Below are 24,298 nucleotides of genomic sequence, written 5' to 3'. Positions count from 1 at the left end.
AATGTCCAATCTAAACCCCGCGACCAAATCGTTCGTTGATAGCCTGAACCTTTTAAAAGGGACCGTGAAAGACGGATCTGACAGCTATCTCACCGAACCGCGGGGACGTTGGAAAGGGCAGGGGATCGTTCTGGCGCCAGCGACGACCGAAGAAGTCGCGCATATCGTCAAGGCTTGCAATGACGCAGCCATCGGGGTCGTTCCCTATAGCGGCGGGACCGGATTGGTCGGCGGGCAATTGATGCAAGAAGGCCCGGCACCGATTGTTCTGTCGCTTGAACGGATGACGAAGATTCGGGCGAACTACCCGACCGAAAACGTCCTGATTGCCGAAGCGGGCTGCATCCTTGCCGATGTTCAGGCGGCGGCCGACGACGTGGGCCGCTTGTTCCCGTTGTCGCTCGCTTCCGAAGGCTCCGCAAGGATCGGTGGCCTGCTTGCGACCAATGCGGGTGGTGTGAACGTCTTGCGGTACGGGAACGCGCGGGCGCTGTGTCTTGGGCTCGAAGTCGTGCGGCCGGACGGATCAATCTGGCACGGTTTGACGCGATTGCGTAAAGATAACACTGGCTACGATCTGCGCGACCTTTTGATTGGGGCGGAAGGCACGCTTGGGATCATCACCGCCGCGGCGATCAAAATGGTGCCGCAACCGGCGCAGACTGGGGCGGCATTTATGGCCGTAAATTCCCCATCCGCCGCGCTTGATCTATTGGCGTTGGCAGGTGATCACATTGGTGACGGCTTATCGGCGTTTGAACTGATTCACCGCCAAGGGATTGATTTCTTGTCGGAAACCGGACCGCAGGTGAAGCCGCCGTTCGCGGATCAACCCGATTGGATGGTGCTCATCGACGTCGGCCTGCCGAAAGGGCTGGCCCCTGATGATGCATTGATGAACCTGTTTGAAGCAGCGCTCGCGCAGGATCTGGTCACAGACGGTGTCATCGCGCAATCAGCGGCACAACGGCAGGCGTTTTGGGACGTCCGCGAAAACATTCCGGAAGGAAACCGTCGGATTGGGTCTGTGTCTTCGCATGATATCTCGGTGCCCCTTTCAGCAATCCCCGACTTTATCAATCAGGGCACGCCTGCTCTCGCGAAGATCGGCGATTTCCGCATCAATTGCTTTGGCCACTTGGGCGATGGCAACCTGCATTACAACGTCTTTCCTGTGCCCGGGAAAACCCGTGCCGACTACGAAGATGTCCGCGAGGCGGTCAAAACTTGCGTCCATGACCTGTGCCATTCGTTTGGCGGATCGGTCAGTGCCGAACATGGCATAGGACGGTTAAAAGTTGGTGACCTCGCAAAATATGGTGATCCGGTAAAGCTGGCAATGATGCGCAGCATCAAGAATGCGCTGGACCCGGTTGGCATCATGAATCCCGGGGCGGTTTTGCCCCAAGACGGTCCCAATAAGGGCTAAAACACGTCCCGAAATTCAACGATGTCTAGTCGAAAAAAAGCCGCACTAGTCGATCACAGTTATCCTTAACTAAGAGGTGTATTGATGAAGCGACTATTGTTCATCCTTTTGATTTTGGCTTCGCCTTGTCTGGCTCAAGAATCTGAACCTGTATTTCTCGAACGCGATGCATTGATGGATTTGGTTCACGAAGGCGACATTGAGGGTCTCGAAGCTTTGTTTGCGCAGACCCATCGGCGCGTTTCATCCGGCGAATTGCGGCCGAACCACCTGCGGGCATTAAACACCTGGCTCATCGTTTCGGATCCTGAGGTCTTAGCGGTTACATACGATTGGTTGGACGCGATGCCGGAATCCATCTACGCGAAAGTGGTGGTGTCTTTCCAAATCAGACAATTATCATGGGGAATTCGAGGTGAGAGAACTGCTATCAATACTCATCCCGAGGCACTAACCCGTTTCAATTACCTCCGAGAAGAAGCCTTTCGCCTTGCCTATGAAGCGTTCACAGCGGCGCCGGGATATGTGCCTGCGTCTGATGCTGTCATCATGTTGAACGGTACAATGCAAGTATTCTGGTCCGAAGAGATTGATGCAATTATTGCTAATACAATGGCGTTGGAGCCAAATTTTGTAACAGTGAGGCGTGCCGCATATATGCATTTGCCGCAATGGGGCGGTGAGGGGACATCAGGTGTCGAACGTCTGTGTATTACCTATGTTCCGCAAATCCCAGCTGAAGAATGGCTGACAGTTGACACATGCATCGCTCTGCTGATTTGGATCAACTCTTTCGATGAACCTTCCCGCATGGCGGCCGCGCGGGTCTTGTCTAAGATCGAAGCGCCCGAGTTGGAATATGAAATCTACAATGCGATCATTGCCGCAGACCACATCGAACGCATGGACGAAATCGGCGCTTTTCTAGAAAGAGAGGGACCCAAATTTACAAAAGATGCCGAATTGGCCCAGAGATACCTGCGATGGGTCTTTGACACTCGCGGCACACCAATGGGCTGGCTAGAGATGGACATCATAAAACAGGCAGGTGAAACGGCTAGCACGTATTTGGCTTACGATCCGTTCAATGACACGCTCCTGCAAGCGGTCGAGAGGGCATCGAATTTGTCTGGTCGCGCCCGCCCAGCTGACGAACTAGAGCGGGACACCCTTGATTTGAAAGCACGTCGCGTTGCCGCTCAACCATATAACGCCCAACGGTGGTTTGATCTGGGAACCCAAGTCTTGATTGCCAAGGGATTTCAAGAAAGCCAACCTTACATGGCGAACGCTATCGCCTACGGTTTGCAACGCGCTGAGATATCGACAGGCTACGTCAATCAATTGGGACAGTATCTTGGCAATTTGGATATTCAGCTGGCGCGGAACGAAATCACTGAGGCGGAACATCAAGATGTGACCACAACAGTGATTTGCGAAGCCAAACGCGTCGCGCGACTGAATGAGCACCTCTGCGAATACGATCAGCAGCATTATAAACACGAATGCGCCCCATACTCGGATAGCTATAGTTTAGGTAGCTATTTGGACGAAATCGGCGAAGATTTCATGCAAATGGCAAAAAGATCAAGCCTGTCTTGTGAGCAAAGTACGAACGCGACGCTGGAACAAACGGTTTATCAACCGGTTACAGTGGATACGTCCCAATTTGTCATTCCTGACCGTACTTTCGGGACCGAATAGGGGCTGAAGCGCATTTATCCCCCCTTGCAAATTCCCCCATCACAGGCCATGGAAAACCACCCCTCTTTGATAGGCCTGACGCTCCATGACCGACCTGAAAAATATCCGCAATTTCTCAATTGTTGCCCATATCGACCACGGCAAATCCACGCTTGCTGACCGTCTCATCCAAGAGACGAACACAGTGGCTGCCCGCGATATGAAGGCCCAGCTGCTCGACAGCATGGATATTGAACGCGAACGCGGCATTACGATCAAGGCGAACACGGTGCGCATCGACTACACGGCGGACGACGGGCAGGACTATGTCCTGAACCTGATCGACACGCCTGGCCACGTCGATTTCGCCTACGAAGTGTCACGGTCCATGCGCGCGGTTGAGGGGTCGCTGCTGGTCGTGGACAGCACCCAAGGGGTCGAGGCGCAGACGCTGGCTAACGTCTACCATGCCCTTGATGCGGATCATGAAATCGTCCCCGTCCTGAACAAGATCGACCTGCCAGCGTCCGAATGCGAAAAGGTCGCGACGCAGATCGAAGACGTCATCGGGTTGGACGCATCTGAGGCGATCCAAGTTTCCGCCAAGACCGGCGTCGGCATCCGCGAAACGCTGGAAGCCATCGTTCAAAAGCTGCCCGCGCCGAAAGGCGATCCAGATGCGCCGCTCAAGGCGATGCTCGTCGATTCATGGTACGACAGCTACCTCGGCGTCATCGTTCTGGTCCGCGTCATCGACGGCAGCATGAAGAAAAACGACAAAGTCCGCTTCATGTCCAATGACACCCTGCACCAGATCGACCGCATCGGTGTGTTCCGGCCTGAAATGCAGAACGTCGACACGCTTGGTCCCGGCGAAATCGGCTTTATCACCGCGTCCATCAAACAGGTGCGCGACACGCGGGTGGGTGACACCATCACGTCCGAACGCAAAGGCACCGAAACACCGCTGCCCGGCTTCCAGCCTGCGCAGCCTGTCGTGTTCTGTGGCCTGTTCCCTGTGGACAGCAGCCAGTTCGAAGACCTGCGCGACGCCATCGACAAACTCGCGCTTAACGACGCGTCATTCTCGTTCGAAATGGAAACGTCCGCCGCTCTCGGCTTCGGCTTCCGCTGTGGTTTCCTTGGGCTTCTGCACCTCGAAGTCATCCGTGACCGCATTGAGCGTGAATACGACATCGAACTGATCACGACTGCGCCGTCAGTTGTCTACCACGTCTACATGAAGGACGGGACGCAGATCGATCTGCACAATCCGGCTGATATGCCAGACGTCACCACAGTCGATCACCTCGAAGAACCGCGGATCAAGGCGACGATCCTCGTGCCCGACGACTACCTCGGGGACGTTCTGAAACTCTGCCAAGACCGGCGCGGCATCCAACAGGACCTGACCTACGCGGGGTCGCGTGCGATGGTTGTCTATGATCTGCCCCTCAATGAAGTTGTGTTCGACTTCTATGATCGCCTGAAATCGGTAACAAAAGGTTACGCGTCCTTCGATTATGTGCTCACCGGCTACGAGACTGATAACCTTGTGAAAATGTCCGTTCTGGTCAACGACGAACCGGTCGACGCGCTGTCCATGATGGTGCACCGCGACCGTGCGGAACAGCGTGGGCGGGCCATGGTCGAGAAACTCAAAGACCTGATTCCGCGGCACATGTTCAAAATCCCGATCCAAGCGGCCATCGGCGGCAAAGTCATCGCCCGCGAAACCCTATCGGCGCTGCGCAAAGACGTGACGGCCAAATGCTACGGCGGCGACGCATCGCGGAAACGTAAACTTTTGGATAAACAGAAGGCGGGTAAGAAAAAGATGAGACAATTCGGTAAGGTTGATATACCACAGGAGGCATTCATCTCTGCGTTGAAGATGGATAGCTAAAGAGGGTTTATTAAATTGAGTTTTGTTCGGGACTTTTTCCTTCCGTTGATTCCATTTTTTGTAGAAATAACGCTTCGATGCTTAATGATCGATGGGAAAGACTGGTGGTACTATTTCGATAGCGGAACTTTGTTACTCACATTTAGTGTTTGGGCACTATTATTGCTGTCGCGGACCCCTAAGGCGTCTGGTATTGATCGGGACGATGAGGTTACGCATACGTTGGTACAGGTTCGAAGCCATCTAGGAATTCTTGTAACCGTTGGATTTATTCTGTTTGGTCTTGTTACATATATTCGGGTAGCAGCTGACAGAATACCTGTTCCTTCCTATTTTCCCGAAGATATGAGGATGTTAGCCCAGCTAACAATCTTGTTTTCATTATATTGCACTTTTTATATTTGGATCAAACGAAACCCGATAACTAGAATGATTGAGGCATAGGAATGGAGGAGATAGATTGGTACACTCCGCTGCTTGAAGTCATCCGCACTGTTGGTTTCGAGATATTCCCTGTAATAATTGCAATATTAATGTTGGGGCAGTTCTCCACCCTTTTTACGAAAGGTGTGAAGCGCTCATTGAAGATCGCTGTTATAGGTAGCCCAAAAGCAGGTAAGACCACTATGATTACTGTGGTTTTTGATCGAATTATGTCGGGGAAAGCGGCTCGTAGTATGCGAGTTAACGGCTCGAAAACAATAGACCGTGTGACAAGGTATTTAGCGATCATTAAGGGTGGCCAACATTTACCACGAACAACGGACACCGATGTCTTTGCATATCGCTTTCTTAGTTCGAGGCGTATATTGGGATTGGTTAAGGCACAATATGATGTGGAAATTGCCGACTTTCCAGGTGAATACTCAGAGGCTTTGGGTGAAGACTTGGCTTCACAGCAGGAAGTGTATCAAGGGCTGATCAGCAAGGAATTCTTTTCATGGGTTCTAAACGCAGACAGATACATTTTTGTAATTGATGCGAAAGCGTTCTATGAGCATTTAGTAAGTTCGGACGCTGTAGCGATTAGGACGTTTGTCGCGACGACTGAAGCATTGATGAAAAATTCAGTGCTAACTCTGAAACAAGAACTCTTGGATGATGACGTTTCGCGTCGTCCGGTCTTAATCTTGTTCTCAAAATGTGACAGTTTCGAAGCAATGCGAAATGAGACTGACAACAATGCTGATTTTGATAAATTAGATGACTTTGCATCCCTGCTTGAGGACGAAAATTCCCTTAAGTCGGCGATAGCTCATGAATTTTCAGACCTAATCAATTTCTTTCATGCAAATTTTCGAACGGTTAAGATTGAATTCCATAGCTCCTATGATGTGGATAGTAAATTTGGAAAACGGACAGATGAGATAGCATATTTTTGCAGTCCTTAGCTCTCACCCAATCCCCATCCGTTTCCGCCGCAGCTTCTCGACCTCTGCCAGCAAATCCGCCTCCTGTGACAGGTACAGCTTCCCCAGCTCGTCCGTCTCGGCCAGCATAAACCCTTCGTCGGTCCCCAGCACCTCTGTCAGCCGCGCCAGCATGAACGTCCGCAGCACCGTGTTCATCCGGTCCTGATAGACCCCGCGCCCCAGCTTGCGGAAAAACTTGACCACGTCCGTATCCACCCGCAGCGTGATCCGTACTTTTTCCGGTACCGCGTCCAGCGGGATGTCCGACCATTCGCGCGGCAGGATCGATTTCACGAAATCAGGGTGCCGGAAATCCCACAGCGTTTCCGACGCGACCTGCACCATTTCGGCATAGCGTTTCTGGTCGGTGGCAGTCATTTTCTTGGGCGGCATGGCGGGGGTCCTTATCGTGGAAAACCCCGTTTATGCGGTGCAGATGTTACCCGTCCGCGACCCGACCGCGCGGTGCACGGGTTGTGCACGCCTTGTGCACGCAAATCACATGTCCAAAAACGCCGAAACAGAGGCCTCGAATTCGCGCGGTTTTTCCGCGTGTAGCCAATGCCCCGCCCCCGGAATTTTCGCGAACTTTGCGGCTGGGAAATGCTGTTTGATTGTGGGGCGGTAGTCCGGTTTGACGTACTCAGATTCGGCCCCCGACAGGAACAGAGTTGGCCCGTCAAACGTCCCATCCACATGCGGGAAACCGATGATCTTGGGCATCTCAGCCGCTAGAACGTCGAGGTTCAATTTCCAGCGTTTCTCTTTCAGATCAAAGGATTGCAGTAAAAAATCGTCCACTCCCGGATCAAGATAGTTCAACTGCGCCTTCGCGTCCGCTCGTGAATTTACGGTCGTCATGTCGACGTCCCGCATCGCCTGTAACGGCCCCATTTGCGTGTGGTTGTATGTGACAGGCGCAATGTCCGCGACGATCAGTTTGTTGATCTTCGTCGGATGCGCCAACGCCATCACCATCGCGGCTTTTCCCCCCATCGAATGCCCCAAAAGGTCCACAGGCGCGTCCACAACTTCGGCCAAATCACCCGCCATATCTTCATAAGAATGCGTTTCAAACCAAGGGCTTGCGCCGTGATTTCGCATGTCCACAGCAACGACCTGACGGTCCGCAGACAGCCGTTTCGCCAGCACCCCCCAATTCCGCGCGGACCCGAAAAGGCCATGCGCGATCAGCAAGGTCGGTTTGTCAGTTTGTTCGCCGTGAATGATGGTATTCAGCATTGTGCCTCTCTCGCGTTGACCCCAAAGGCCTAGCATTTATATTGCCACAATGGCCGAAGAAATGCTTCAAAATCAAGTGGATGAAATGCGTGCGCTGCTCGATTCGCGTCTTCGCGCCCGTGGTCGTACGCTCCACGCCCAAATCCGCAAAGCGGGCCGTCGTTTGCCCCGCCGCATTCGTCGTGACGCGCGCAGCGTCGCGGATGCGCTCACCCTGATCGAGAACCCCAAATTGGCCCGTATGGTTGATCAAAACCAGATCAGTAAATCTGCAGCGAAGGTCATCACATATCTCAAGACAATTGACCCACGCGATCGTTTCAAAGGGCGGTTGCTGAATATGCTTGGCGCAGTCTCTGCCGTTTTGATTATCACTTTTATAGCAGTGATTTACGTGATGGTGCAGCGCGGGCTGGTCTAGCCCAAGGGGCGCTTTTCCAGCCCTGTCTCGGGTGTCACCCGCACCACCAATGTGACCGTCGCGAAAGACACGTAAAGCAGCAAATACCACGCCCCCATTTTCGCAAACCGCACCATTTCGAATGCCGATTGTCCGGTGTAAAGCCACGTGCCTGTTGCTGTTCCGATGTTCTCTGCGACCCACAGAAAGAAGCTGGACAGGAACGCGGCCAGCGGCAGCGGCATCCACATCCAGCGCCGTCTGACCCGAAACCAGATTTGGGTCCGTCCGTAGATTAGGATGGTCGCGACGAATAGCGCGTAGCGGATGTCGATGATGAAATGGTGACTGAAGAAGTTGATGTAGACCAGCGCGGCAAGACCGAAGTGCATCCATGCGGGCGGGAAGGGCGTCATTTCCATATCGAACAACCGCACGACCCGCGCCATGTAGCTGCCGACAGCGGCGTACATGAACCCCGAAAACAGCGGGACGTAGTAGATGCGGATGAGGCTGGGGTCGGGGTAAGCCCATGATCCTGCATAGACTTTAAAGATCTCCATAGCCGTACCGGTGATATGAAACAGCAGGATGACCCGTGCCTCTTCCATGCTTTCAATGCCGGTTTTCAAGAAAATGAATTGCAGAGCAATCGCGATAAGTAACAAACAATCATACCGCGCGAAGCCCCAATCATCCTGCCAGATAATACGCGTTCCGATCATTGCGATCAGCAGACAGATTCCAAATATGCAGGCGGAGGCCTGTTTCAGCGTGAAGTGGATCAGGAGTTGGAAAAAGCCACGAAACGTCGTGAGCGGCGCAATATCAGTCATGCGGTTTTGTGGCACGGTGTATGTCTTTTGTTAAGACCTGCGTGCGATGCCTTTCCCGATCAAATATCGGGAAAGGCGTCTGTTTTTAAAGTTCCGGATAGATTGGGAACTGATCGCAAAGCGCTTCAACTTCGGCCCGCACCTTGGCTTCGACTTCGCCGTTGCCGTCTGGGCCGTTGGCGGCAAGGCCGTCCACAACTTCGACGATCCAGTCTGCGATCTGACGGAATTCAACTTCGGTAAAGCCGCGTGTCGTACCTGCAGGGGACCCAAGGCGAATACCGGATGTGACCATCGGCTTTTCAGGGTCAAACGGGATGCCGTTTTTGTTGCAGGTGATATGGGCGTTGCCCAATGCGACCTCTGTTGTGTTGCCCTTCACGCCTTTCGGGCGCAGGTCGACCAACATCAGGTGGCTGTCTGTGCCGCCGGATACGATGTCCAAGCCACCCTTCATCAGTTGATCAGCGAGCGCTTGGGCGTTCTTCACAACCTGTTCTTGGTAGGACTTGAATTCAGGGCGCAACGCTTCGCCGAAAGCCACAGCTTTACCCGCGATGACGTGCATCAGCGGGCCGCCTTGGATGCCGGGGAAGATGGCAGAGTTGAACTTTTTCGCCAGCGCTTCGTCGTTGGTGCAGATCATGCCGCCGCGTGGACCGCGCAGAGTTTTGTGCGTCGTTGTGGTGGCCACATGCGCGTATGGGAACGGCGATGGGTAGATGCCTGCCGCGACGAGACCTGCAAAGTGCGCCATGTCGACCAACAAATATGCCCCAACAGAATCGGCAATCTCGCGCATGCGCTTGAAATCAATGATCCGCGGGATCGCAGAGCCGCCCGCGATGATCAGTTTTGGCTGGTGTTCAGTCGCCAATTCTTGGACTTCGTCGTAATCCAGCAGGCTGTCCTGCTTGCGGACGCCGTATTGAATCGCGTTGTAGATTTTACCGGATTGGTTCGGCTTTGCACCGTGGGTCAGGTGCCCGCCAGCGTCCAAAGACATGCCCAAAATGGTGTCGCCTGGTTTGATCAGTGCCTGAAACACACCTTGGTTTGCCTGCGAGCCAGAGTTCGGCTGAACGTTCGCAAAGTCGCATCCAAACAATTGCTTAGCACGATCAATGGCAAGGTTTTCGGCCACATCAACGTGCTGGCAACCACCATAGTAACGACGACCAGGGTAGCCTTCGGCGTATTTATTGGTCAGGACACTGCCTTGGGCTTCCATGACGGCAGCGGAGACGATGTTCTCGGACGCGATCAGTTCGATTTCTTTGCGTTGACGCTTCAGTTCCAACTGCATGGCAGCGTGCAGTTCTGGGTCGCGTGTGGCGATGGTTTCGGTGAAAAAGCCGGTATCGCGGACAGTGTCGTTCATGACGGGAAATCCCCTTTGGTGACGTTTGGCAGCGTCTTAGCGCAGGATGGGCTTCGTCAAAAGCATCAAAACGACCATGATCGTTATGAGCCCGTCATGATTGGTTTCCGATCCGTTGCTTGCGTTTCGTCTTTGATCAGGGGATGTCTATAGGACTTGTTAAGGAATTCAGTGCTATGCCGCGTCGTCAGATCGCTTTTGTTGCCAGTCCGGTGCCCTTGGCCCAACAGGCGTTATCTGCCTTGTCGCAGGCCCATGGCAATGTGCCGCAGGAAGAAGCGGACGTCATCGTCGCCTTGGGCGGTGACGGTTTTATGCTGCAGACCCTACATGCGACCCAGAAACTGTCCGCGCCAGTCTACGGGATGAACCGTGGAACGGTCGGGTTCTTGATGAATGAGTTTCACGCAGATGATTTGCGTGCCCGCCTTGAAGAGGCAGAGGAAGAAGTCATAAACCCGTTGGTGATGAATGCCCTGACCGTCGATGGGCAAATGCACGAAGCATTGGCAATCAACGAGGTTTCATTGCTCCGGGCAGGGCCCCAAGCGGCGCGTTTGCGGATTTCGGTGGATGGCAAAGAGCGTATGAAGGAATTGGTGTGCGATGGGGCATTGGTCGCCACGCCCGCTGGGTCGACCGCCTATAACTATTCGGCTCACGGTCCAATTCTACCAATCGGGTCCGACGTGTTGGCCTTGACGGCGATGGCTGCGTTTCGGCCGCGGCGGTGGCGCGGTGCGTTATTGCCAAAGCGGGCCGTTGTGCGCTTTGACGTGATCGACAGCGCAAAGCGTCCGGTGATGGCCGATGCAGACGGCAAGTCGGTGAAGGATGTGGTGAGCGTCGAAATCAGGTCTGATCCAAGCGTGCAGCACCGCATTTTGTTCGATCCGGGTCATGGGCTAGAAGAACGTTTGATCCGCGAACAGTTCGCTTAACGGTTTTGAAGGTTAGTTCTGCGTAGGGTGCATAACCCAGCGCAGGACAAGCCTATGAATCTTTATCAATGCTCGATCGATCTAAAGGATGATGCAAAAGCAGTAGCCTTTGCCGTCGCGGTCGAGGCGTGGATGACCCATTTGCAAATCAATGGGATGATACTGGGATGGCGATTGTGTCGGCGCAAATTGGGCTTCGGTGCGCCTGTGGCCCGTGATTTCCAACTTGAGATCGAAGTCGAGAACATGACGCAGCTTGATCAGGCCTTCCGATTTACGGGCACCCACGATGAACAAACGGAACGCCTATATACGACGGTTCATCAAATGGTCGGGGTTGCCGATATGGCGCTGTACCGCCCGTTTCCGGATCCGGAAAGGGCGGAACGTATGGCGCTGATCTAGCCCCCACGCATAGTGCGGGGGGCTATTGTATTGTCAGTCTGCGGCGTAACCCATGGGCTGCAACGCTGCTTTGATCTCGTCCAGAATGGCGGGATCATCAATCGTCGCAGGCATTTTGAACGGTTCGGAATCTGCGATTTTCACCATCGTCGCCCGCAGGATTTTACCAGATCTGGTTTTGGGCAGGCGGTCGACGACAGCGACAAGCTTGAAGGCCGCAACTGGACCAATCGTATCGCGCACACGTTTGATGCAATCGGCTATGATCTGCTCGTTGGGCGTTTCGCACCCGTTGTTCAAGCAGACAAAGCCCATCGGCAGCTGGCCTTTCAACTGATCCGTCACACCGATTACGGCGCATTCAGCAACATCGGGGTGACCGGCTAATACTTCTTCCATAGCGCCCGTGCTCAACCGGTGACCCGCGACGTTAATCACATCGTCGGTCCGCGCCATGATGTAGAGGTAACCGTCTTCGTCGATCATCCCTGCATCGCCGGTCTCATAATAACCAGGAAACGTGTTGAGATAGCTTTTAAGGAACCGTTCTTCGGCGTTCCAAAGCGTCGGCAAAGTTCCGGGTGGCAAGGGCAGCTTGATGGCGATTGCCCCTAGTTCGCCCGCAGCCATCGGTTCGCCCTCGTCAGTCAAAATCTGAATGTCGAAACCGGGAAGGGCGACACTTGGGGATCCGATTTTCACGGGCATCGGTTCAATACCTGCTGGATTACAAACGGCTGGATAGCCGATTTCGGTCTGCCACCAATGGTCATAAACAGGAACGCCCATGACGTTTTGCGCCCATTCGATCGTGTCTGGATCAGCGCGTTCGCCCGCAAGGTACAGGGCACGAAGACAAGAGATATCGTAGTTCTTGATCAATGCACCTGTGGGATCATCACGCTTGATCGCACGGAACGCAGTAGGCGCAGTGAAGAAGGACCGCACGTTATGTTCGGAAATGACCCGCCAGAATGTGCCTGCGTCCGGCGTGCCAATAGGCTTGCCCTCAAATACAACAGTTGTGTTCCCGTGGATCAGGGGCCCGTAACAAATATAGCTGTGCCCAACGACCCAACCTACATCGGACGCAGCCCAGAACACATCGCCGGGATCGACATCATAGATGTTTTTCATCGTCCAATTCAGCGCAACCAGATGCCCCGCCGTCGGGCGTACTACGCCTTTGGGCTGACCAGTCGTGCCGGATGTGTAAAGGATATAGGCGGGATGATCACCCAAAACGGTCACGCAATCGGCCGGTGCGACGCCGTCTTGAACGTCGTTCCAATCGAAGTCGCGCCCTGCGATCATGTCGCACCGCTGTTCGTCGCGTTGCAGAATGATGGTGAAGTCGATCTTGTGTTCCGCAAGCTCAATTGCGTTATCTAACAACGGCTTATATTCGACAACGCGTCCGGGTTCGACACCACAAGAGGCGGCCAAAATGGCTTTGGGTGTCGCGTCATCAATGCGGACGGCCAGTTCGTTGGCCGCAAATCCACCGAATACGACGGAATGCACTGCCCCGATCCGCGCACAGGCCAGCATCGCGACCAAGGCTTCGGGCACCATCGGCATGTAGATAATAACGCGGTCGCCTTTTGTGATGCCTTTGTCGCGCATCGCACCGGCCAGGCCTGCCACTTTGTCCTTCAACTGCGCGAAGGTGATCGTGTCCTTTGATCCCGTGATCGGGCTGTCGTAGATAATCGCGGCCTGATCCGCGCGCCCGTTTTCGACGTGACGATCAACGGCGTTGTAGCACGCGTTGACCTCTGCATCGGTGAACCATTCGTAAAGTGGGGCCTTGCTGTCGTTCAGCGCCTTTGTTGGCGGTGTGATCCAATCAATGGCCTTCGCTTGTTCCAGCCAAAACCCATCAGGATCCGCTTTTGCTGCGGCATAAACGCTTTTGTACGACATATTCTTCCTCCCCGAAGTCTACGCAACTTTGTTGCTGGTTTTATAATGTGGAGCAAGCTTGGTCCGCACGGAAAAGCGAAGGATTGTAAACTTATTGACTAATCTGATGGGGGGTAGCGCGTGCCGCCAATTAGGTGTCGGTCGGGCGGACGTATTTCTGCCAGTACTCTTTGATCCACTTCACCGGAAAATAGCCAAATTTCTCGTTTGATCCCCAGCGGGTGAAGGCCCCTTTGGTCATGTCTTCCGGATTTGGTTTTCCATGGAAGATGACGATATATGCATCCTTTGGCCGCGCTATGGGGCGGAGAAGGCCGAGCGGGAAATGATAGGCGAGGCTTTTCTTAAAGCTAAGCATCCAGCCCAAAGGCCAAGATTGCTTATCTTTGGCATGGTAATGGATAAAGTTCTGATCGTTCCGGAATTCGCGTAACTGATCGTAGGTCTTATCATGGAACATCTCAAAAAGGTGGTCCTGCGTGCCCGCAACAAAACCGACGACGGATGAATTGGACATCAGCGGCTTCCCGAACATCTTTGGAAATATGCGGGGCAGGGTGTCGGGGATTTCCTGAATAATATGCAGGCTGCCTTCACGCTTGATGTGATCGAAAAGGGGCGTCAAATCCTGCAAGACGACAACGTCCACATCGACCATGATCACGGGTGTGCCCGGCGCGATGATGCCGGGCGCAAATGCGGATAGTTTAGGCCACATGCCCTTGACCCAATCCGCGCGATCGATGGCGAATTTGGGCAGCGGTTGTGTTTCAATCCCGTCGGCTAGACCGGTCGTATCGTCCGTGATGCAGACCATGCGAAACGGGGTCGTCATGATTTCGGACAAGGCCCGATACAAGATGTTCGTGTACTTGCACGGATACCCCTGACCCCATTTAAAGCAAAGAAAAACAGGGGTTTGCGTATCAGCCATAATGCGCAACCGGTGTCCCCGCGAGGGCTGACATGTTCAGCAGACCGCGCGCTGTGATGGAAGGTGTCACGATGTGGGCTTTGTTGCCTAGACCCATCAAAATCGGCCCAACCTCAAGCCCGCCACCCTTCATCTTCAAGATGTTGCGCACGCCAGACGCCGCGTCGGTATTCGCGAAAACGAGACAGTTTGCCGGGCCGGGCAGGTGCGCATTGGGGAATACGCGATTGCGCAGTTCAACATCGAGCGCGGAATCGACGTGCATTTCGCCTTCGTAGGCAAAGTCACGAGGAGCCGCGTCAAGGATTTCCATTGCCGCGCGCATCCGACGGCCCGAAGAATTGTCGAGGTTGCCGAACTGACTGTGTGAACAAAGCGCAATTTTGGGGTCGATCCCAAAACGACGGATGTGACGCGCACAGCTGATCACGGTTTCTGCAATCTGTTCGGGCGTTGGTTCCGCGTGGACTTGAGTATCGGCGATGAACAACGGTCCATCTTCGAGGATCATCAGGGATAGGGCTGCGACAGGATGTAATGACGCGGACCCCAAGATTTCGGTCACGTATTTCATGTGCCACAGGAATTGACCAAATGTGCCGCAGATCAATGAATCCGCTTCGTTGCGATGCACCATGACTGCGCCAATGGCCGTCGTGTTCGTCCGCATGATGGCGCGGGCAAGGTTCGGTGTTACGCCGCGCCGGGCCATGATGTCATGATAGGTGTTCCAATAATCGCGATAACGCGGATCGTTTTCAGGGTTCACGATTTGCAGATCAACGCCCGGCTTGATTTTCAGGCCTGCACGTTCCGCGCGCGCTTCGATCACTTCGGGGCGGCCGATCAGGATCGGTTGTTCGGTGGTTTCTTCCATGATCGCTTGGGCTGCGCGCAACACGCGTTCGTCTTCGCCTTCAGCAAATACAATGCGGCGACTGGCGCTGCGAGCAGCTTCGAATACGGGGCGCATCAGGAAAGCGGATTTGAAGACTGATCCGTCAAGATTTGCTTTGTATGCGTCGACGTCCGCGAGGGGGCGTTTGGCGACGCCGCTTTCCATCGCGGCCTTCGCCACAGAGGTCGCAACGACCCCCATCAGGCGCGGATCGAATGGTTTCGGGATCAGGTAGTCGGCGCCGAACGTGAGCTGTTCGCCGGAATAGGCGGCGGCTGCTTCGGCTGACGTTGTTTCGCGAGCCAAGGCTGCGATCCCGTCAACGCAGGCAATTTTCATCGCGTCGTTGATGTCTGTCGCGCCGACGTCCAATGCGCCGCGGAAGATGAACGGGAAGCACAGGACGTTGTTCACTTGGTTCGGATAGTCGCTGCGGCCCGTCGCGATGATGGCGTCAGGGGCGACAGCGCGTGCGTCGTCGGGTGAAATTTCCGGGTTCGGGTTCGCAAGTGCGAAAATGATCGGCTTTGATGCCATTTTCGCGACCATTTCCGGTTTCAGAACGCCGGGACCGGATAGGCCCAGAAACAGGTCCGCCCCGTCGATCACATCCATCAAGGTCGCGGGCGTCGTGCCTTGCGCGTATTCGGCCTTTTGCGGCGTCATGTCTTTTTCACGGCCTTCGTAGACAAGACCTTCGATATCACAAAGCCACACGTTTTCACGCTTTACGCCTAGCTTAAGCAACATATTGAGGCAGGCGATGCCGGCTGCACCACCGCCGGTCGAAACGATTTTGATGTCCTCGAAAGACTTGCCTGCGACCCGCAGCGCGTTCGTTGCGGCAGCGCCGACGACGATGGCCGTGCCGTGCTGGTCGTCGTGGAAAACGGGAATATCCATGCGTTCACGGCAGATTTTTTCGACGATGAAGCAATCGGGGGCTTTGATGTCTTCAAGATTAATCGCACCGAAGGTCGGCCCCAAAGCGCAGACAATTTGAGCCAGCTTTTCAGGATCGGGTTCGTCCAGTTCGATGTCAAAGCAATCAATGTTGGCGAATTTCTTGAATAGAACCGCCTTGCCTTCCATCACGGGTTTTGACGCCAGCGCACCAATATTGCCAAGGCCCAGCACGGCCGTGCCATTGGTGACCACGCCGACCAAGTTGCCACGCGTCGTGTAATCGCGGGCGGTGTCGGCGTCGCCTTTGATTTCGATGCAGGCTTCGGCCACACCGGGGGAATAGGCGCGCGCAAGATCGCGTCCGTTGGCAAGCGGTTTTGTTGCGCGAATTTCCAGTTTTCCTGGCTTGGGGAACTGGTGGTAATGCAGTGCCGCGTCGCGCAGTGCCTCTTTCGCTTTATCGGTCATATCGCCATCCCAAATAATTTGTTTAACGTTAAACTACTTTTCCTGACGTAAGGAAAGCTTCGTGTTTTGCCTGCTCAAACCATGGATCAACTTAGCTTGCAAATCATCAATGCGCGCGACAAATTGTGACCTATGACGCAAAAAACAGAGATCAGAGCAGAAATCTGCCTGCCGACCACGAACCTGACTGCTGACATTGGCTTTTTTACGAAGGTGTTGGGCATGCAAATGGATCGTATTTATCCTGCCGATGATCCCAAAGTCGCGTCGTTTCGTGGCCATGGTTTGGCGGTTCAGTTGGATGTGGACGCTGTACAATCGGCTGGCAGGTTGCAGTTTTCGACCGATGATCGGACGTTTGCGGATGGGCAAACGCAACTTGTATCGCCCGGAGGGACGCAGATTTCTGTGGTGCCCCTAAACCCACCGCTGATCCTGCCCGAGACGAACCATAGCTTCGTTGTGCGTCGTCTTGCTGATCAAGCCCCGTGGGTGATTGGCCGCGCGGGGATGCATTATCGCGATTTGATCCCCGACCGTTTGGGCGGGTCCATCATTGCGAGCCACATTCGCATTCCTGACGGCGGTCCGGTCCCTGACATGGTGCATTATCATAAGGTCGGGTTTCAGCTGATTTTCTGCTACCGTGGCTGGGTTGATGTCGTCTACGAAGATCAAGGTGGGCCGATCCGGCTGACGGCGGGGGATTGCTTTATCCAACCGCCCGAAATCCGGCATCGCGTGTTGGAGGCATCTGACGGGATCGAAGTAATTGAGATTGGTGTACCTGCTGAACACGTGACTGAAATCGATCACGAGATGACCTTGCCCACTGCGGTTGTGAACAGTGACCGCGAATGGGATGGCCAGCGTTTTGTGCATAACGTTGCGGAAGGTGCCACATGGATGGACGCGCGGCTGCCGGGGTTTATTGTGCGCGACACGACGATTGCGGCAAACACGAAGGACGTCGCAGGTGTCCAAGTGATCCGGCGCGGGCAGGGCGATCCCGTCTGGGCTGCACATGATGCTGACATCCATTTTACCTTTGTTATGCAGGGTGATTTCGTGTTGGAAGGTGACGGACAGGCCCCGCATACGTTGGTCGCTGGTGATGCCTTTGTGATCCCGCCGGGGATGCGCACGCGATATAGCGCGCCGAGCGACGATCTGGAGTTGTTGGAAGTTGCGCTGCGCGGTGATTTCCGCACCCAACTCTGACTTGCATCGCCCCGCGCGCTTCGTCACATTGATCCGATCAAACGACAGGAGCCTTGTATGTTATTGACCGATGCCGCCCGTGCTGTGCGCGAAAATGCCCACGCCCCTTATTCGAATTTCAAAGTCGGCGCGGCTGTGAAAACGGCTGCTGGCAATATCTATGTCGGCTGCAACGTCGAAAACGTGGCCTATCCCGAAGGCACCTGTGCAGAAGCCGGTGCGATTGCCGCGATGGTCGCCGCAGGCGAACGCGACATTGTCGAAGTCGCCGTGATTGCCGATAGTCCCAAACCTGTCACGCCATGCGGCGGATGCCGTCAAAAACTGGCTGAATTTGCGGGCGGTGATGCGGTTGTGACAATGTTGACAACCGATGGCCCGCAGGAGGTGACAACCGTCGGCCAACTGCTGCCCGGATCATTCGACGCTGATTACATGACGCGGACGTAAGTTATGGATGCCCGTGCGATCATTGCGAAGGTGCGCCGCAAGCAAACCCCTGCGCCAGAAGAGCTTGCTTGGTTTACCAATGGTTTGGCGACTGGTGCGGTCAGCGATGCGCAGGCTGGCGCGTTTGCGATGGCGGTGTGCCTGAATGGCCTGTCTGATGCGGGGCGCGTGGCGTTGACCACCGGTATGCGCGACAGTGGCGATGTGCTGGCGTGGGATCTGGACGGGCCTGTTCTGGACAAACATTCGACAGGTGGTGTTGGCGATTGTGTGTCGCTGATCCTTGCGCCTGCATTGGCTGCATGTGGTGTCTACGTGCCGATGATTTCAGGGCGCGGGTTGGGCCACACAGGCGGCACGCTTGATAAGTTGGAAGCGATCCCCGGTTTGTCGACTTCTGTCGATGAGGCCAAGCTGCGCAAGATTGTCGGCCATGTTGGCTGCGCGATTGTCGGTGCGACAGGCAGCATCGCGCCAGCAGACAAACGGCTTTACGCGATCCGTGATGTGACCGCGACGGTCGAAAGCATGGATTTGATCACAGCGTCGATCCTTGCCAAGAAATTGGCGGCGGGACTGGATGGGCTGGTGTTGGACGTGAAAGCGGGATCCGGCGCGTTTATGAAAACCCAAGGCGAGGCGGCTGCATTGGCCCGCGCCTTGGTTGGCACCGCAAATGGGGCTGGCTGCAAGACGGCGGCGATGGTCACGGATATGAACAGCCCGCTGGCGCCAGCGCTGGGCAACGCGTTGGAAATCGCGGTTTGTATGGAAGTTTTGGGCGGTGACCGTGCCGCAGCACCGCGCCTTTACGACTTGAGCGTTGCGCTGGGCGCGCGCGTTTTGGCGTTACATGGCGAAGAAGAAGCAAAGGCGAAGGTCCGGTTGGAAAGCGCGATCAGTTCTGGCGCTGCGATGACCCGATTTGCGGACATGGTTGCAGCGCTTGGCGGCCCACCTGACATGGCCGATGATTGGCACACGCATTTGCCGAAAGCTAAAGTTGTACGTGATATTGTTGCGTCCGATGCGGGGCATATTGCTGCGATCAATGGCGAAGCGTTAGGACTTGCTGTTGTTGCATTGGGCGGCGGACGGCAGGTCGAGACAGATCAGATTAATCCGTCTGTCGGTTTCGCCAATATGGTCGGCGTCGGTGATGCGATTGCGGCGGGCCAGCCGCTTTGCACTGTTCATGCCGCAGATGACGACACCGCAGATGCCGCTGCCAATGCCGTGCGCGCCGCGATCACGATAGGCGAGACGCCCGCGCCCACGTCGTTGATCATCGAAAGGATTGATCCATGACCGATCAAGCCCGTGCCTTTGTCATTGTGATCGACAGCGTGGGGATTGGTGGCGCACCTGATGCGGATCAATATTTCAATGGCGATTTACCTGATACGTGCGCCAACACTGTCGCCCATATTGCGCAAAAGCACGGGTTGCGTGTGCCGACGCTTGACGCGCTGGGGCTTGGTGCGGCTGTGACGCTTGCCTCTGGTGACGTTCTTGATGGATTTACCACGTCACCAACGGGCGCATGGGGCGCTGCGACAGAGATTTCGCGCGGGAAAGATACGCCTTCGGGCCATTGGGAATTGGCGGGCGTCCCTGTGCCGTGGGATTGGCATACGTTTCCCAAAACAGAACCTACCTTTCCGGACGAACTAACCGTGATGATTTGTGAAGCTGCGGGGACGGGCGGTATTCTTGCCAACCGTCACGACAGCGGTACGACTGTGATCGAGAAGGAAGGCGCACGGCATATGCAGACCGGATGGCCGATCTGCTATACGTCCGTGGATTCCGTGCTGCAAATTGCAGCGCATGAAGAAACGTTCGGACGTGAGCGGCTGTTGAAGCTTTGCGCAGATATCGCGCCGACGTTGCACGCGATGAAGATTGGGCGGGTGATTGCACGGCCTTTCATTGGTGATCCTGAAACCGGATTTGAACGAACCGCTTACCGCCGTGACTTTGCCATTGCGCCACCTTCGCCCACGCTGTGCGATTATGTCCATGATGCCGGACGCATGGTGCATGGTGTTGGAAAGATTGGTGATATTTTCTCGATGCGGGGCATTGATACCACCACAAAAGGCCGCGACGCGGACTTGATGGGTGATCTGAGCAGGCTAGTGGATACGGCCGAGGCAGGGTCGCTGATATTTGCGAATTTCGTGGAATTTGACAGTGAATACGGCCATCGTCGGGATGTTGCGGGATATGCCGCGCATCTGGAATGGTTTGATGCAGCGCTTGCCGAAATTCTGCCGCGCCTGCGTGCTGATGATATGTTGATCGTGACCGCAGATCATGGCAATGACCCGACTTGGCCCGGAACGGACCACACGCGCGAGCGGGTGCCTGTGTTGGTTCACGGGATCGGTGCCAAGCCTTTAGGGCAGATTGATTTTGTTGATGTGGCCGCCTCTGTTGCGGACCATCTGAACGTGCCCTACGCGGGCCAAGGAAAGAGCTTTTTATGACCTTTGCGACTATGCCAAAAGTGGAGCTGCATTTGCACCACGAAGCGGCTGCACCACCGTCGTTTATCCGCCAGTTGGCACAGGAAAAGAAGATCGACGTGAGCGCGTCTTTCGACGACGACGGCAACTACAGCTTCCGTGACTTTGCGCATTTCATTCAGGTCTATGACGGGGCAACTGTTGCGCTGACAACGCCAGAAGATTTCCGGCGTCTGACCTATGTTGCGTTGGAAGAGACCGCAAAGTCAGGTGTGATCTACGCAGAAACCTTTCTTTCGCCCGATTTCTGCGGGAAATGCGATCTTGTCGCTTGGCGTGAATTTCTGGCCGCGATCAAAGAAGGGGCTGATGCCGCTGAAAAAGACTTCGGCATCGTGCACCGTGCGATTGTGACGTGCCTGCGCCACGAAGGCCCAGAGCAAGCCAAAAAGGCCGCGCATTGCGCCGCTGAAACGGCAAGCGATTATTTGACCGGATTTGGCATGGCTGGCGCTGAACAGGTCGGGCGGCCCGGCGATTATGCTTATAGTTTTGACATGGCACGCGAAGCCGGACTGCGGTTGACGTGCCACGCAGGCGAATGGGGTGGGCCAGACATGGTCGCGGACACCCTGCGCGATTTGAAAGTCGAACGGATCGGTCACGGAATTAACGCGATCCATGACGATGCGTTGGTTGATCAACTGGCTGAAGACGGTGTCGTTCTAGAGGTGTGCCCGGGATCGAACGTTGTTCTTAAGGCCGTTGAAAGCTGGGAAAGCCACCCGATCGCCAAACTGCGTGATCGCGGCGTGAAGGTGACTGTGTCTACGGATGATCCGCCGTTTTTTCACACGACAATGACTGAAGAATTCGAAAACCTGAACCGCGTCTTTGGCTGGGATCGCCCAGACTTTGACGCGCTGAATACGACTGCAATTGAAGCCGCTTTTTGTGACGACGCCACGCGTGCTGCGATTGTCAAACGCCTAGAGGATGCCAAAAATGACTGAACAACATCTCAACCATGTGACCCATCCGCTTGTGCAGCACAAACTGTCGCTGATGCGCCAGAAGGATACATCTACGGCTGTATTCCGCCAGCTTCTGCGAGAGATTTCACAGCTTTTGGCTTACGAGGTCACACGCGGTCTGCCGATGACGACAAAGCGGATTGATACCCCGCTTGAGCCAATGGATGCCCCTGTTCTAGACGGTAAGAAGCTGGCGCTGGTGTCGATCTTGCGGGCGGGGAACGGCCTTTTAGATGGTGTACTTGAACTGATCCCGTCAGCCCGTGTTGGCTTTGTCGGGTTGTACCGTGACGAAGAAACGCTGGAGCCGGTGCAGTATTATTTCAAGGTTCCGACAGAGATGTCAGAGCGTCTGGTGATTGCGGTTGATCCGATGTTGGCGACCGGTAATTCGTCTGTTGCCGCGATTGATTTGCTCAAAAAAGCAGGGGCCAAAAACATTCGTTTCCTTTGCTTGCTGGCGTCCCCTGAAGGAATTGCCCGCATGAAAGAAGCCCATCCTGATGTGCCAATTGTCACGGCTGCGGTCGATAGCCATTTGAATGAGCAGGGCTATATCGTGCCGGGTCTTGGTGATGCGGGCGACCGGATGTTTGGCACGAAGTAATCGCAGTACATTTGTAAACAGATTGTTTACAAAATAGGCCGATTGGGGCATCCTCACACAAAATATGGTGGGGAATACAACCAATATGGTACGGGCGGCATACGGTTTTGTAAGTGTTGTGGCTTTGACGGCTGGGGCAACGTTGGCAGTGCAAGCGCAATCGCTTGCCACACCGGCCGAGTTTCCGCCGACATCTTACCGTGGAACTCAGTATGTCGATAGCGCTGGCTGCGCGTTTGTGCGCGCAGGCCAAGGCGTTCTTGTGAATTGGGTGCCGCGCGTTGATCGCCAGCGTAATCAGCTTTGCGGTTTTCAACCGACACAGATTTCAGGTGCTTCCGGTCCGACGGCTGCTTCTGGCCCTATCATCACTTTCACTGACGTGCCTGAAACTCGCGTAACTGCGGCCCCCGCACCTACGCCCGCGCCAGCACCTGTGGTTGCGCCACAGCCCGCACCAGTGGTGGCAGCGGCAGTCCCTGCGCCTGTTGTCGAACCCGCAGCGCCCGCACCCCGCCGTGTGACTTTAGCTGAGGTGTGCGAGGGAAACTCTGGTATTCAGGCAGGTTTCGCGACGTCCAGTGGCGAACCCATTGATTGTGGCCCGGCACCGGTTGTTGCAGCAGCGGCACCAGCTCCCGAAGCCCCACTACCGCTTCCGGCCGCTTTGCAGGCGGCTGTTCCTGTCCCTGCGGTCGCGACCGTAACCGACGTACCACGGATCACATTGGCGCAAGCCTGTGACGGGCGCTCTGGTGTACAGACCGGATTTATCAGTGGATCAACCGGCGCACCTATTGATTGTGGTCCCGCGCCAGAGGTGATTGCCGCATCCGTGCCTGCCGCGGTCGCCGCGCCTGAACCGCGCCGCGTAACATTGGCAGAAATCTGCGCGGAAATCGCCGCAACTGGTCGTCGGTTTACAGACTTCGCGACGGGCCAACCTGTTGCATGTCCAGCAGCACCTGCACCTTTGCCCGCACCAACTGTCGTCGCGGCAGTTGCCACGAATGCTGGCCCCGCTTCCCCGTCTGCACCAATGATGGCGCTGGCACCGCGTGCACCAGCGGCTCAAGCGCCTGCTGCGACGAGTGTTATCAGCACCGGCGCGTGTCCGGGTGTGACGGGCATCAGCGCCCAGTATCTTATTGCGACGCCAGGCAACCCTGTACGTTGTGGGCCGCAAACGGAATCGCCATCCGGTACCGAATATAGCGCCCGTGCGACGGCCCCGACGTCGCTTTTTTCAGGGCCTGTCGTTCCCGCGTCTAACCCAACGCCAGCCGCTGTGCGTGCTGCCGCACCGATCCGGCCACTTGCGGGTTACACCCGTGTTTGGAATGACGGGCGGATCAATCCAAACCGCGGTGTTCGTCGCATCACGCGTGAACAAGCCATTGCAGAGGGGCTGATCGCAGCACCAGCGGCGGCCCCAACCGCGACTGTATCATCAAAAAGCGTGGCATCTGCCACAGTCCGCGCACCTGCGGCGTCAACGCATCGTTTTGTGCAGGTTGGCAGCTTTGGTGATCATGCAAACGCAAATCGCCTCGCTGGGCAATTCCAAGCACGTGGTTGGCCTGTTACGTTCGCAAACACGACACGCGGTGGCCAAGCGATCAAGATCGTGGTCTTGGGACCTTTCACAGCCGCATCACAACTTCAGACTGGTCTACAAGCCGCGCGCGCCGCAGGCTTTTCGGACGCGTTTACCCGGAACTAATCGGTTCTCCCGGGAAAGGGCCTCG

At 55.3% G+C, this 24,298-nt stretch carries 21 protein-coding genes; 14 read left to right on the top strand and 7 right to left on the bottom strand.

Going from position 1 to position 24,298, the window contains the following annotated elements:
* Position 1 precedes the first annotated feature (1 nt).
* The 4 genes from AC0L7R_RS15235 to AC0L7R_RS15220 all read left to right on the top strand — a co-directional run bounded on the left by AC0L7R_RS15235 (position 2) and on the right by AC0L7R_RS15220 (position 6,409).
* Positions 2-1,429, top strand: coding sequence for an FAD-linked oxidase C-terminal domain-containing protein (locus AC0L7R_RS15235; RefSeq protein WP_473657724.1), 1,428 nt, complete (start codon positions 2-4; stop codon positions 1,427-1,429).
* 84 nt (positions 1,430-1,513) lie between these two features.
* Entirely contained in the window at positions 1,514-3,133 is a 1,620-nt protein-coding gene (locus AC0L7R_RS15230; protein ID WP_473657723.1) for a hypothetical protein, read from the top strand.
* Positions 3,134-3,218: 85 nt separating this feature from the next.
* A complete protein-coding gene (gene lepA / locus AC0L7R_RS15225) occupies positions 3,219-5,018 on the top strand; it encodes a translation elongation factor 4 (RefSeq protein WP_348109060.1) in 1,800 nt (599 codons plus the stop codon).
* Positions 5,019-5,464: 446 nt separating this feature from the next.
* Positions 5,465-6,409, top strand: coding sequence for a TRAFAC clade GTPase domain-containing protein (locus AC0L7R_RS15220; protein ID WP_473657722.1), 945 nt, complete (start codon positions 5,465-5,467; stop codon positions 6,407-6,409).
* 3 nt (positions 6,410-6,412) lie between these two features.
* Here AC0L7R_RS15220 and AC0L7R_RS15215 read toward each other — a convergent pair whose 3' ends face one another.
* On the bottom strand, positions 6,413-6,823 hold the full coding sequence (locus AC0L7R_RS15215; RefSeq protein ID WP_473657721.1) for a BrnA antitoxin family protein: 411 nt from the start codon (positions 6,821-6,823) through the stop codon (positions 6,413-6,415).
* 105 nt (positions 6,824-6,928) lie between these two features.
* On the bottom strand, positions 6,929-7,672 hold the full coding sequence (locus AC0L7R_RS15210; protein ID WP_473657720.1) for an alpha/beta fold hydrolase: 744 nt from the start codon (positions 7,670-7,672) through the stop codon (positions 6,929-6,931).
* A 61-nt stretch (positions 7,673-7,733) separates the two neighbouring features.
* On the opposite strand from AC0L7R_RS15210, the gene AC0L7R_RS15205 reads away from it, so the two are divergent.
* Positions 7,734-8,093, top strand: a complete 360-nt coding sequence (locus tag AC0L7R_RS15205; RefSeq protein WP_473657719.1) for a hypothetical protein — start codon at positions 7,734-7,736, stop codon at positions 8,091-8,093.
* Here AC0L7R_RS15205 and AC0L7R_RS15200 read toward each other — a convergent pair.
* The gene (locus AC0L7R_RS15200; RefSeq protein ID WP_473657718.1) at positions 8,090-8,923 is read right to left on the bottom strand and encodes a DUF817 family protein; all 834 of its coding nucleotides are present in this window, start codon (positions 8,921-8,923) and stop codon (positions 8,090-8,092) included. The two genes, AC0L7R_RS15205 and AC0L7R_RS15200, sit on opposite strands and share 4 nt — an antisense overlap.
* 70 nt (positions 8,924-8,993) lie before the next feature.
* On the bottom strand, positions 8,994-10,289 hold the full coding sequence (gene glyA / locus AC0L7R_RS15195; RefSeq protein WP_473657717.1) for a serine hydroxymethyltransferase: 1,296 nt from the start codon (positions 10,287-10,289) through the stop codon (positions 8,994-8,996).
* A 119-nt stretch (positions 10,290-10,408) separates the two neighbouring features.
* Between glyA and AC0L7R_RS15190 the strand changes: the two genes are divergently transcribed.
* Positions 10,409-11,230, top strand: coding sequence for an NAD kinase (locus tag AC0L7R_RS15190; RefSeq protein ID WP_473657716.1), 822 nt, complete (start codon positions 10,409-10,411; stop codon positions 11,228-11,230).
* A 54-nt stretch (positions 11,231-11,284) separates the two neighbouring features.
* Positions 11,285-11,635: a DUF6614 family protein gene (locus tag AC0L7R_RS15185; RefSeq protein WP_473657714.1), complete on the top strand. Its 351-nt coding sequence runs from the start codon at positions 11,285-11,287 to the stop codon at positions 11,633-11,635.
* A 33-nt stretch (positions 11,636-11,668) separates the two neighbouring features.
* Here the strand turns inward: AC0L7R_RS15185 and AC0L7R_RS15180 are convergent, their stop codons facing one another.
* From AC0L7R_RS15180 to AC0L7R_RS15170, 3 genes are all read right to left on the bottom strand, one after another.
* Positions 11,669-13,561 carry an AMP-binding protein gene (locus tag AC0L7R_RS15180; RefSeq protein WP_473657712.1) on the bottom strand — a complete coding sequence of 631 codons (1,893 nt, stop codon included), beginning with the start codon at positions 13,559-13,561 and terminating at the stop codon, positions 11,669-11,671.
* 130 nt (positions 13,562-13,691) lie between these two features.
* Positions 13,692-14,495: a hypothetical protein gene (locus tag AC0L7R_RS15175; protein WP_473657710.1), complete on the bottom strand. Its 804-nt coding sequence runs from the start codon at positions 14,493-14,495 to the stop codon at positions 13,692-13,694.
* The gene (locus AC0L7R_RS15170) at positions 14,488-16,767 is read right to left on the bottom strand and encodes a phosphate acyltransferase (RefSeq protein WP_473657708.1); all 2,280 of its coding nucleotides are present in this window, start codon (positions 16,765-16,767) and stop codon (positions 14,488-14,490) included. Before AC0L7R_RS15170 ends, AC0L7R_RS15175 begins: the two co-directional genes overlap by 8 nt.
* Positions 16,768-16,899: 132 nt before the next feature.
* Here AC0L7R_RS15170 and AC0L7R_RS15165 point away from each other — a divergent pair, with 132 nt between their 5' ends.
* The 7 genes from AC0L7R_RS15165 (at position 16,900) to AC0L7R_RS15135 (ending at position 24,273) form a co-directional block, all read left to right on the top strand.
* A complete protein-coding gene (locus tag AC0L7R_RS15165; protein WP_473657707.1) occupies positions 16,900-17,988 on the top strand; it encodes a cupin domain-containing protein in 1,089 nt (362 codons plus the stop codon).
* Between the two features lie 57 nt (positions 17,989-18,045).
* A complete protein-coding gene (locus AC0L7R_RS15160; protein WP_247127392.1) occupies positions 18,046-18,438 on the top strand; it encodes a cytidine deaminase in 393 nt (130 codons plus the stop codon).
* Positions 18,439-18,441: 3 nt separating this feature from the next.
* Positions 18,442-19,746: a thymidine phosphorylase gene (locus tag AC0L7R_RS15155; protein WP_473657706.1), complete on the top strand. Its 1,305-nt coding sequence runs from the start codon at positions 18,442-18,444 to the stop codon at positions 19,744-19,746.
* The gene (locus AC0L7R_RS15150; RefSeq protein WP_473657705.1) at positions 19,743-20,930 is read left to right on the top strand and encodes a phosphopentomutase; all 1,188 of its coding nucleotides are present in this window, start codon (positions 19,743-19,745) and stop codon (positions 20,928-20,930) included. The genes AC0L7R_RS15155 and AC0L7R_RS15150 overlap by 4 nt, the downstream gene beginning before the upstream one ends.
* A complete protein-coding gene (locus tag AC0L7R_RS15145; protein ID WP_473657704.1) occupies positions 20,927-21,922 on the top strand; it encodes an adenosine deaminase in 996 nt (331 codons plus the stop codon). Before AC0L7R_RS15150 ends, AC0L7R_RS15145 begins: the two co-directional genes overlap by 4 nt.
* A complete protein-coding gene (gene upp, locus AC0L7R_RS15140) occupies positions 21,915-22,550 on the top strand; it encodes a uracil phosphoribosyltransferase (protein ID WP_247127388.1) in 636 nt (211 codons plus the stop codon). The genes AC0L7R_RS15145 and upp overlap by 8 nt, the downstream gene beginning before the upstream one ends.
* Positions 22,551-22,635: 85 nt before the next feature.
* Positions 22,636-24,273 (top strand): SPOR domain-containing protein, encoded by a 1,638-nt coding sequence (locus AC0L7R_RS15135; protein ID WP_473657703.1) that lies wholly within the window; start codon positions 22,636-22,638, stop codon positions 24,271-24,273.
* Positions 24,274-24,298 lie beyond the last annotated feature (25 nt).

Source organism: Yoonia sp. D2-7 (assembly GCF_055809435.1).
Note: the sequence above shows the minus strand (reverse complement) of the source record. Positions and strands in the feature narration are given on the sequence as shown.

What these genes read in the sequence shown, in the direction of transcription:
- AC0L7R_RS15235 (WP_473657724.1), top strand. Translation starts at nt 2, where the DNA reads ATGTCCAATCTAAACCCCGCGACCAAATCGTTCGTTGATAGCCTGAAC.
- AC0L7R_RS15230 (WP_473657723.1), top strand. Translation starts at nt 1,514, where the DNA reads ATGAAGCGACTATTGTTCATCCTTTTGATTTTGGCTTCGCCTTGTCTG.
- lepA (WP_348109060.1), top strand. Translation starts at nt 3,219, where the DNA reads ATGACCGACCTGAAAAATATCCGCAATTTCTCAATTGTTGCCCATATC.
- AC0L7R_RS15220 (WP_473657722.1), top strand. Translation starts at nt 5,465, where the DNA reads ATGGAGGAGATAGATTGGTACACTCCGCTGCTTGAAGTCATCCGCACT.
- AC0L7R_RS15215 (WP_473657721.1), bottom strand. Translation starts at nt 6,823, where the DNA reads ATGCCGCCCAAGAAAATGACTGCCACCGACCAGAAACGCTATGCCGAA.
- AC0L7R_RS15210 (WP_473657720.1), bottom strand. Translation starts at nt 7,672, where the DNA reads ATGCTGAATACCATCATTCACGGCGAACAAACTGACAAACCGACCTTG.
- AC0L7R_RS15205 (WP_473657719.1), top strand. Translation starts at nt 7,734, where the DNA reads ATGCTTCAAAATCAAGTGGATGAAATGCGTGCGCTGCTCGATTCGCGT.
- glyA (WP_473657717.1), bottom strand. Translation starts at nt 10,289, where the DNA reads ATGAACGACACTGTCCGCGATACCGGCTTTTTCACCGAAACCATCGCC.
- AC0L7R_RS15185 (WP_473657714.1), top strand. Translation starts at nt 11,285, where the DNA reads ATGAATCTTTATCAATGCTCGATCGATCTAAAGGATGATGCAAAAGCA.
- AC0L7R_RS15180 (WP_473657712.1), bottom strand. Translation starts at nt 13,561, where the DNA reads ATGTCGTACAAAAGCGTTTATGCCGCAGCAAAAGCGGATCCTGATGGG.
- AC0L7R_RS15175 (WP_473657710.1), bottom strand. Translation starts at nt 14,495, where the DNA reads ATGGCTGATACGCAAACCCCTGTTTTTCTTTGCTTTAAATGGGGTCAG.
- AC0L7R_RS15170 (WP_473657708.1), bottom strand. Translation starts at nt 16,767, where the DNA reads ATGACCGATAAAGCGAAAGAGGCACTGCGCGACGCGGCACTGCATTAC.
- AC0L7R_RS15165 (WP_473657707.1), top strand. Translation starts at nt 16,900, where the DNA reads ATGACGCAAAAAACAGAGATCAGAGCAGAAATCTGCCTGCCGACCACG.
- AC0L7R_RS15160 (WP_247127392.1), top strand. Translation starts at nt 18,046, where the DNA reads ATGTTATTGACCGATGCCGCCCGTGCTGTGCGCGAAAATGCCCACGCC.
- AC0L7R_RS15155 (WP_473657706.1), top strand. Translation starts at nt 18,442, where the DNA reads ATGGATGCCCGTGCGATCATTGCGAAGGTGCGCCGCAAGCAAACCCCT.
- AC0L7R_RS15150 (WP_473657705.1), top strand. Translation starts at nt 19,743, where the DNA reads ATGACCGATCAAGCCCGTGCCTTTGTCATTGTGATCGACAGCGTGGGG.
- AC0L7R_RS15145 (WP_473657704.1), top strand. Translation starts at nt 20,927, where the DNA reads ATGACCTTTGCGACTATGCCAAAAGTGGAGCTGCATTTGCACCACGAA.
- upp (WP_247127388.1), top strand. Translation starts at nt 21,915, where the DNA reads ATGACTGAACAACATCTCAACCATGTGACCCATCCGCTTGTGCAGCAC.
- AC0L7R_RS15135 (WP_473657703.1), top strand. Translation starts at nt 22,636, where the DNA reads ATGGTACGGGCGGCATACGGTTTTGTAAGTGTTGTGGCTTTGACGGCT.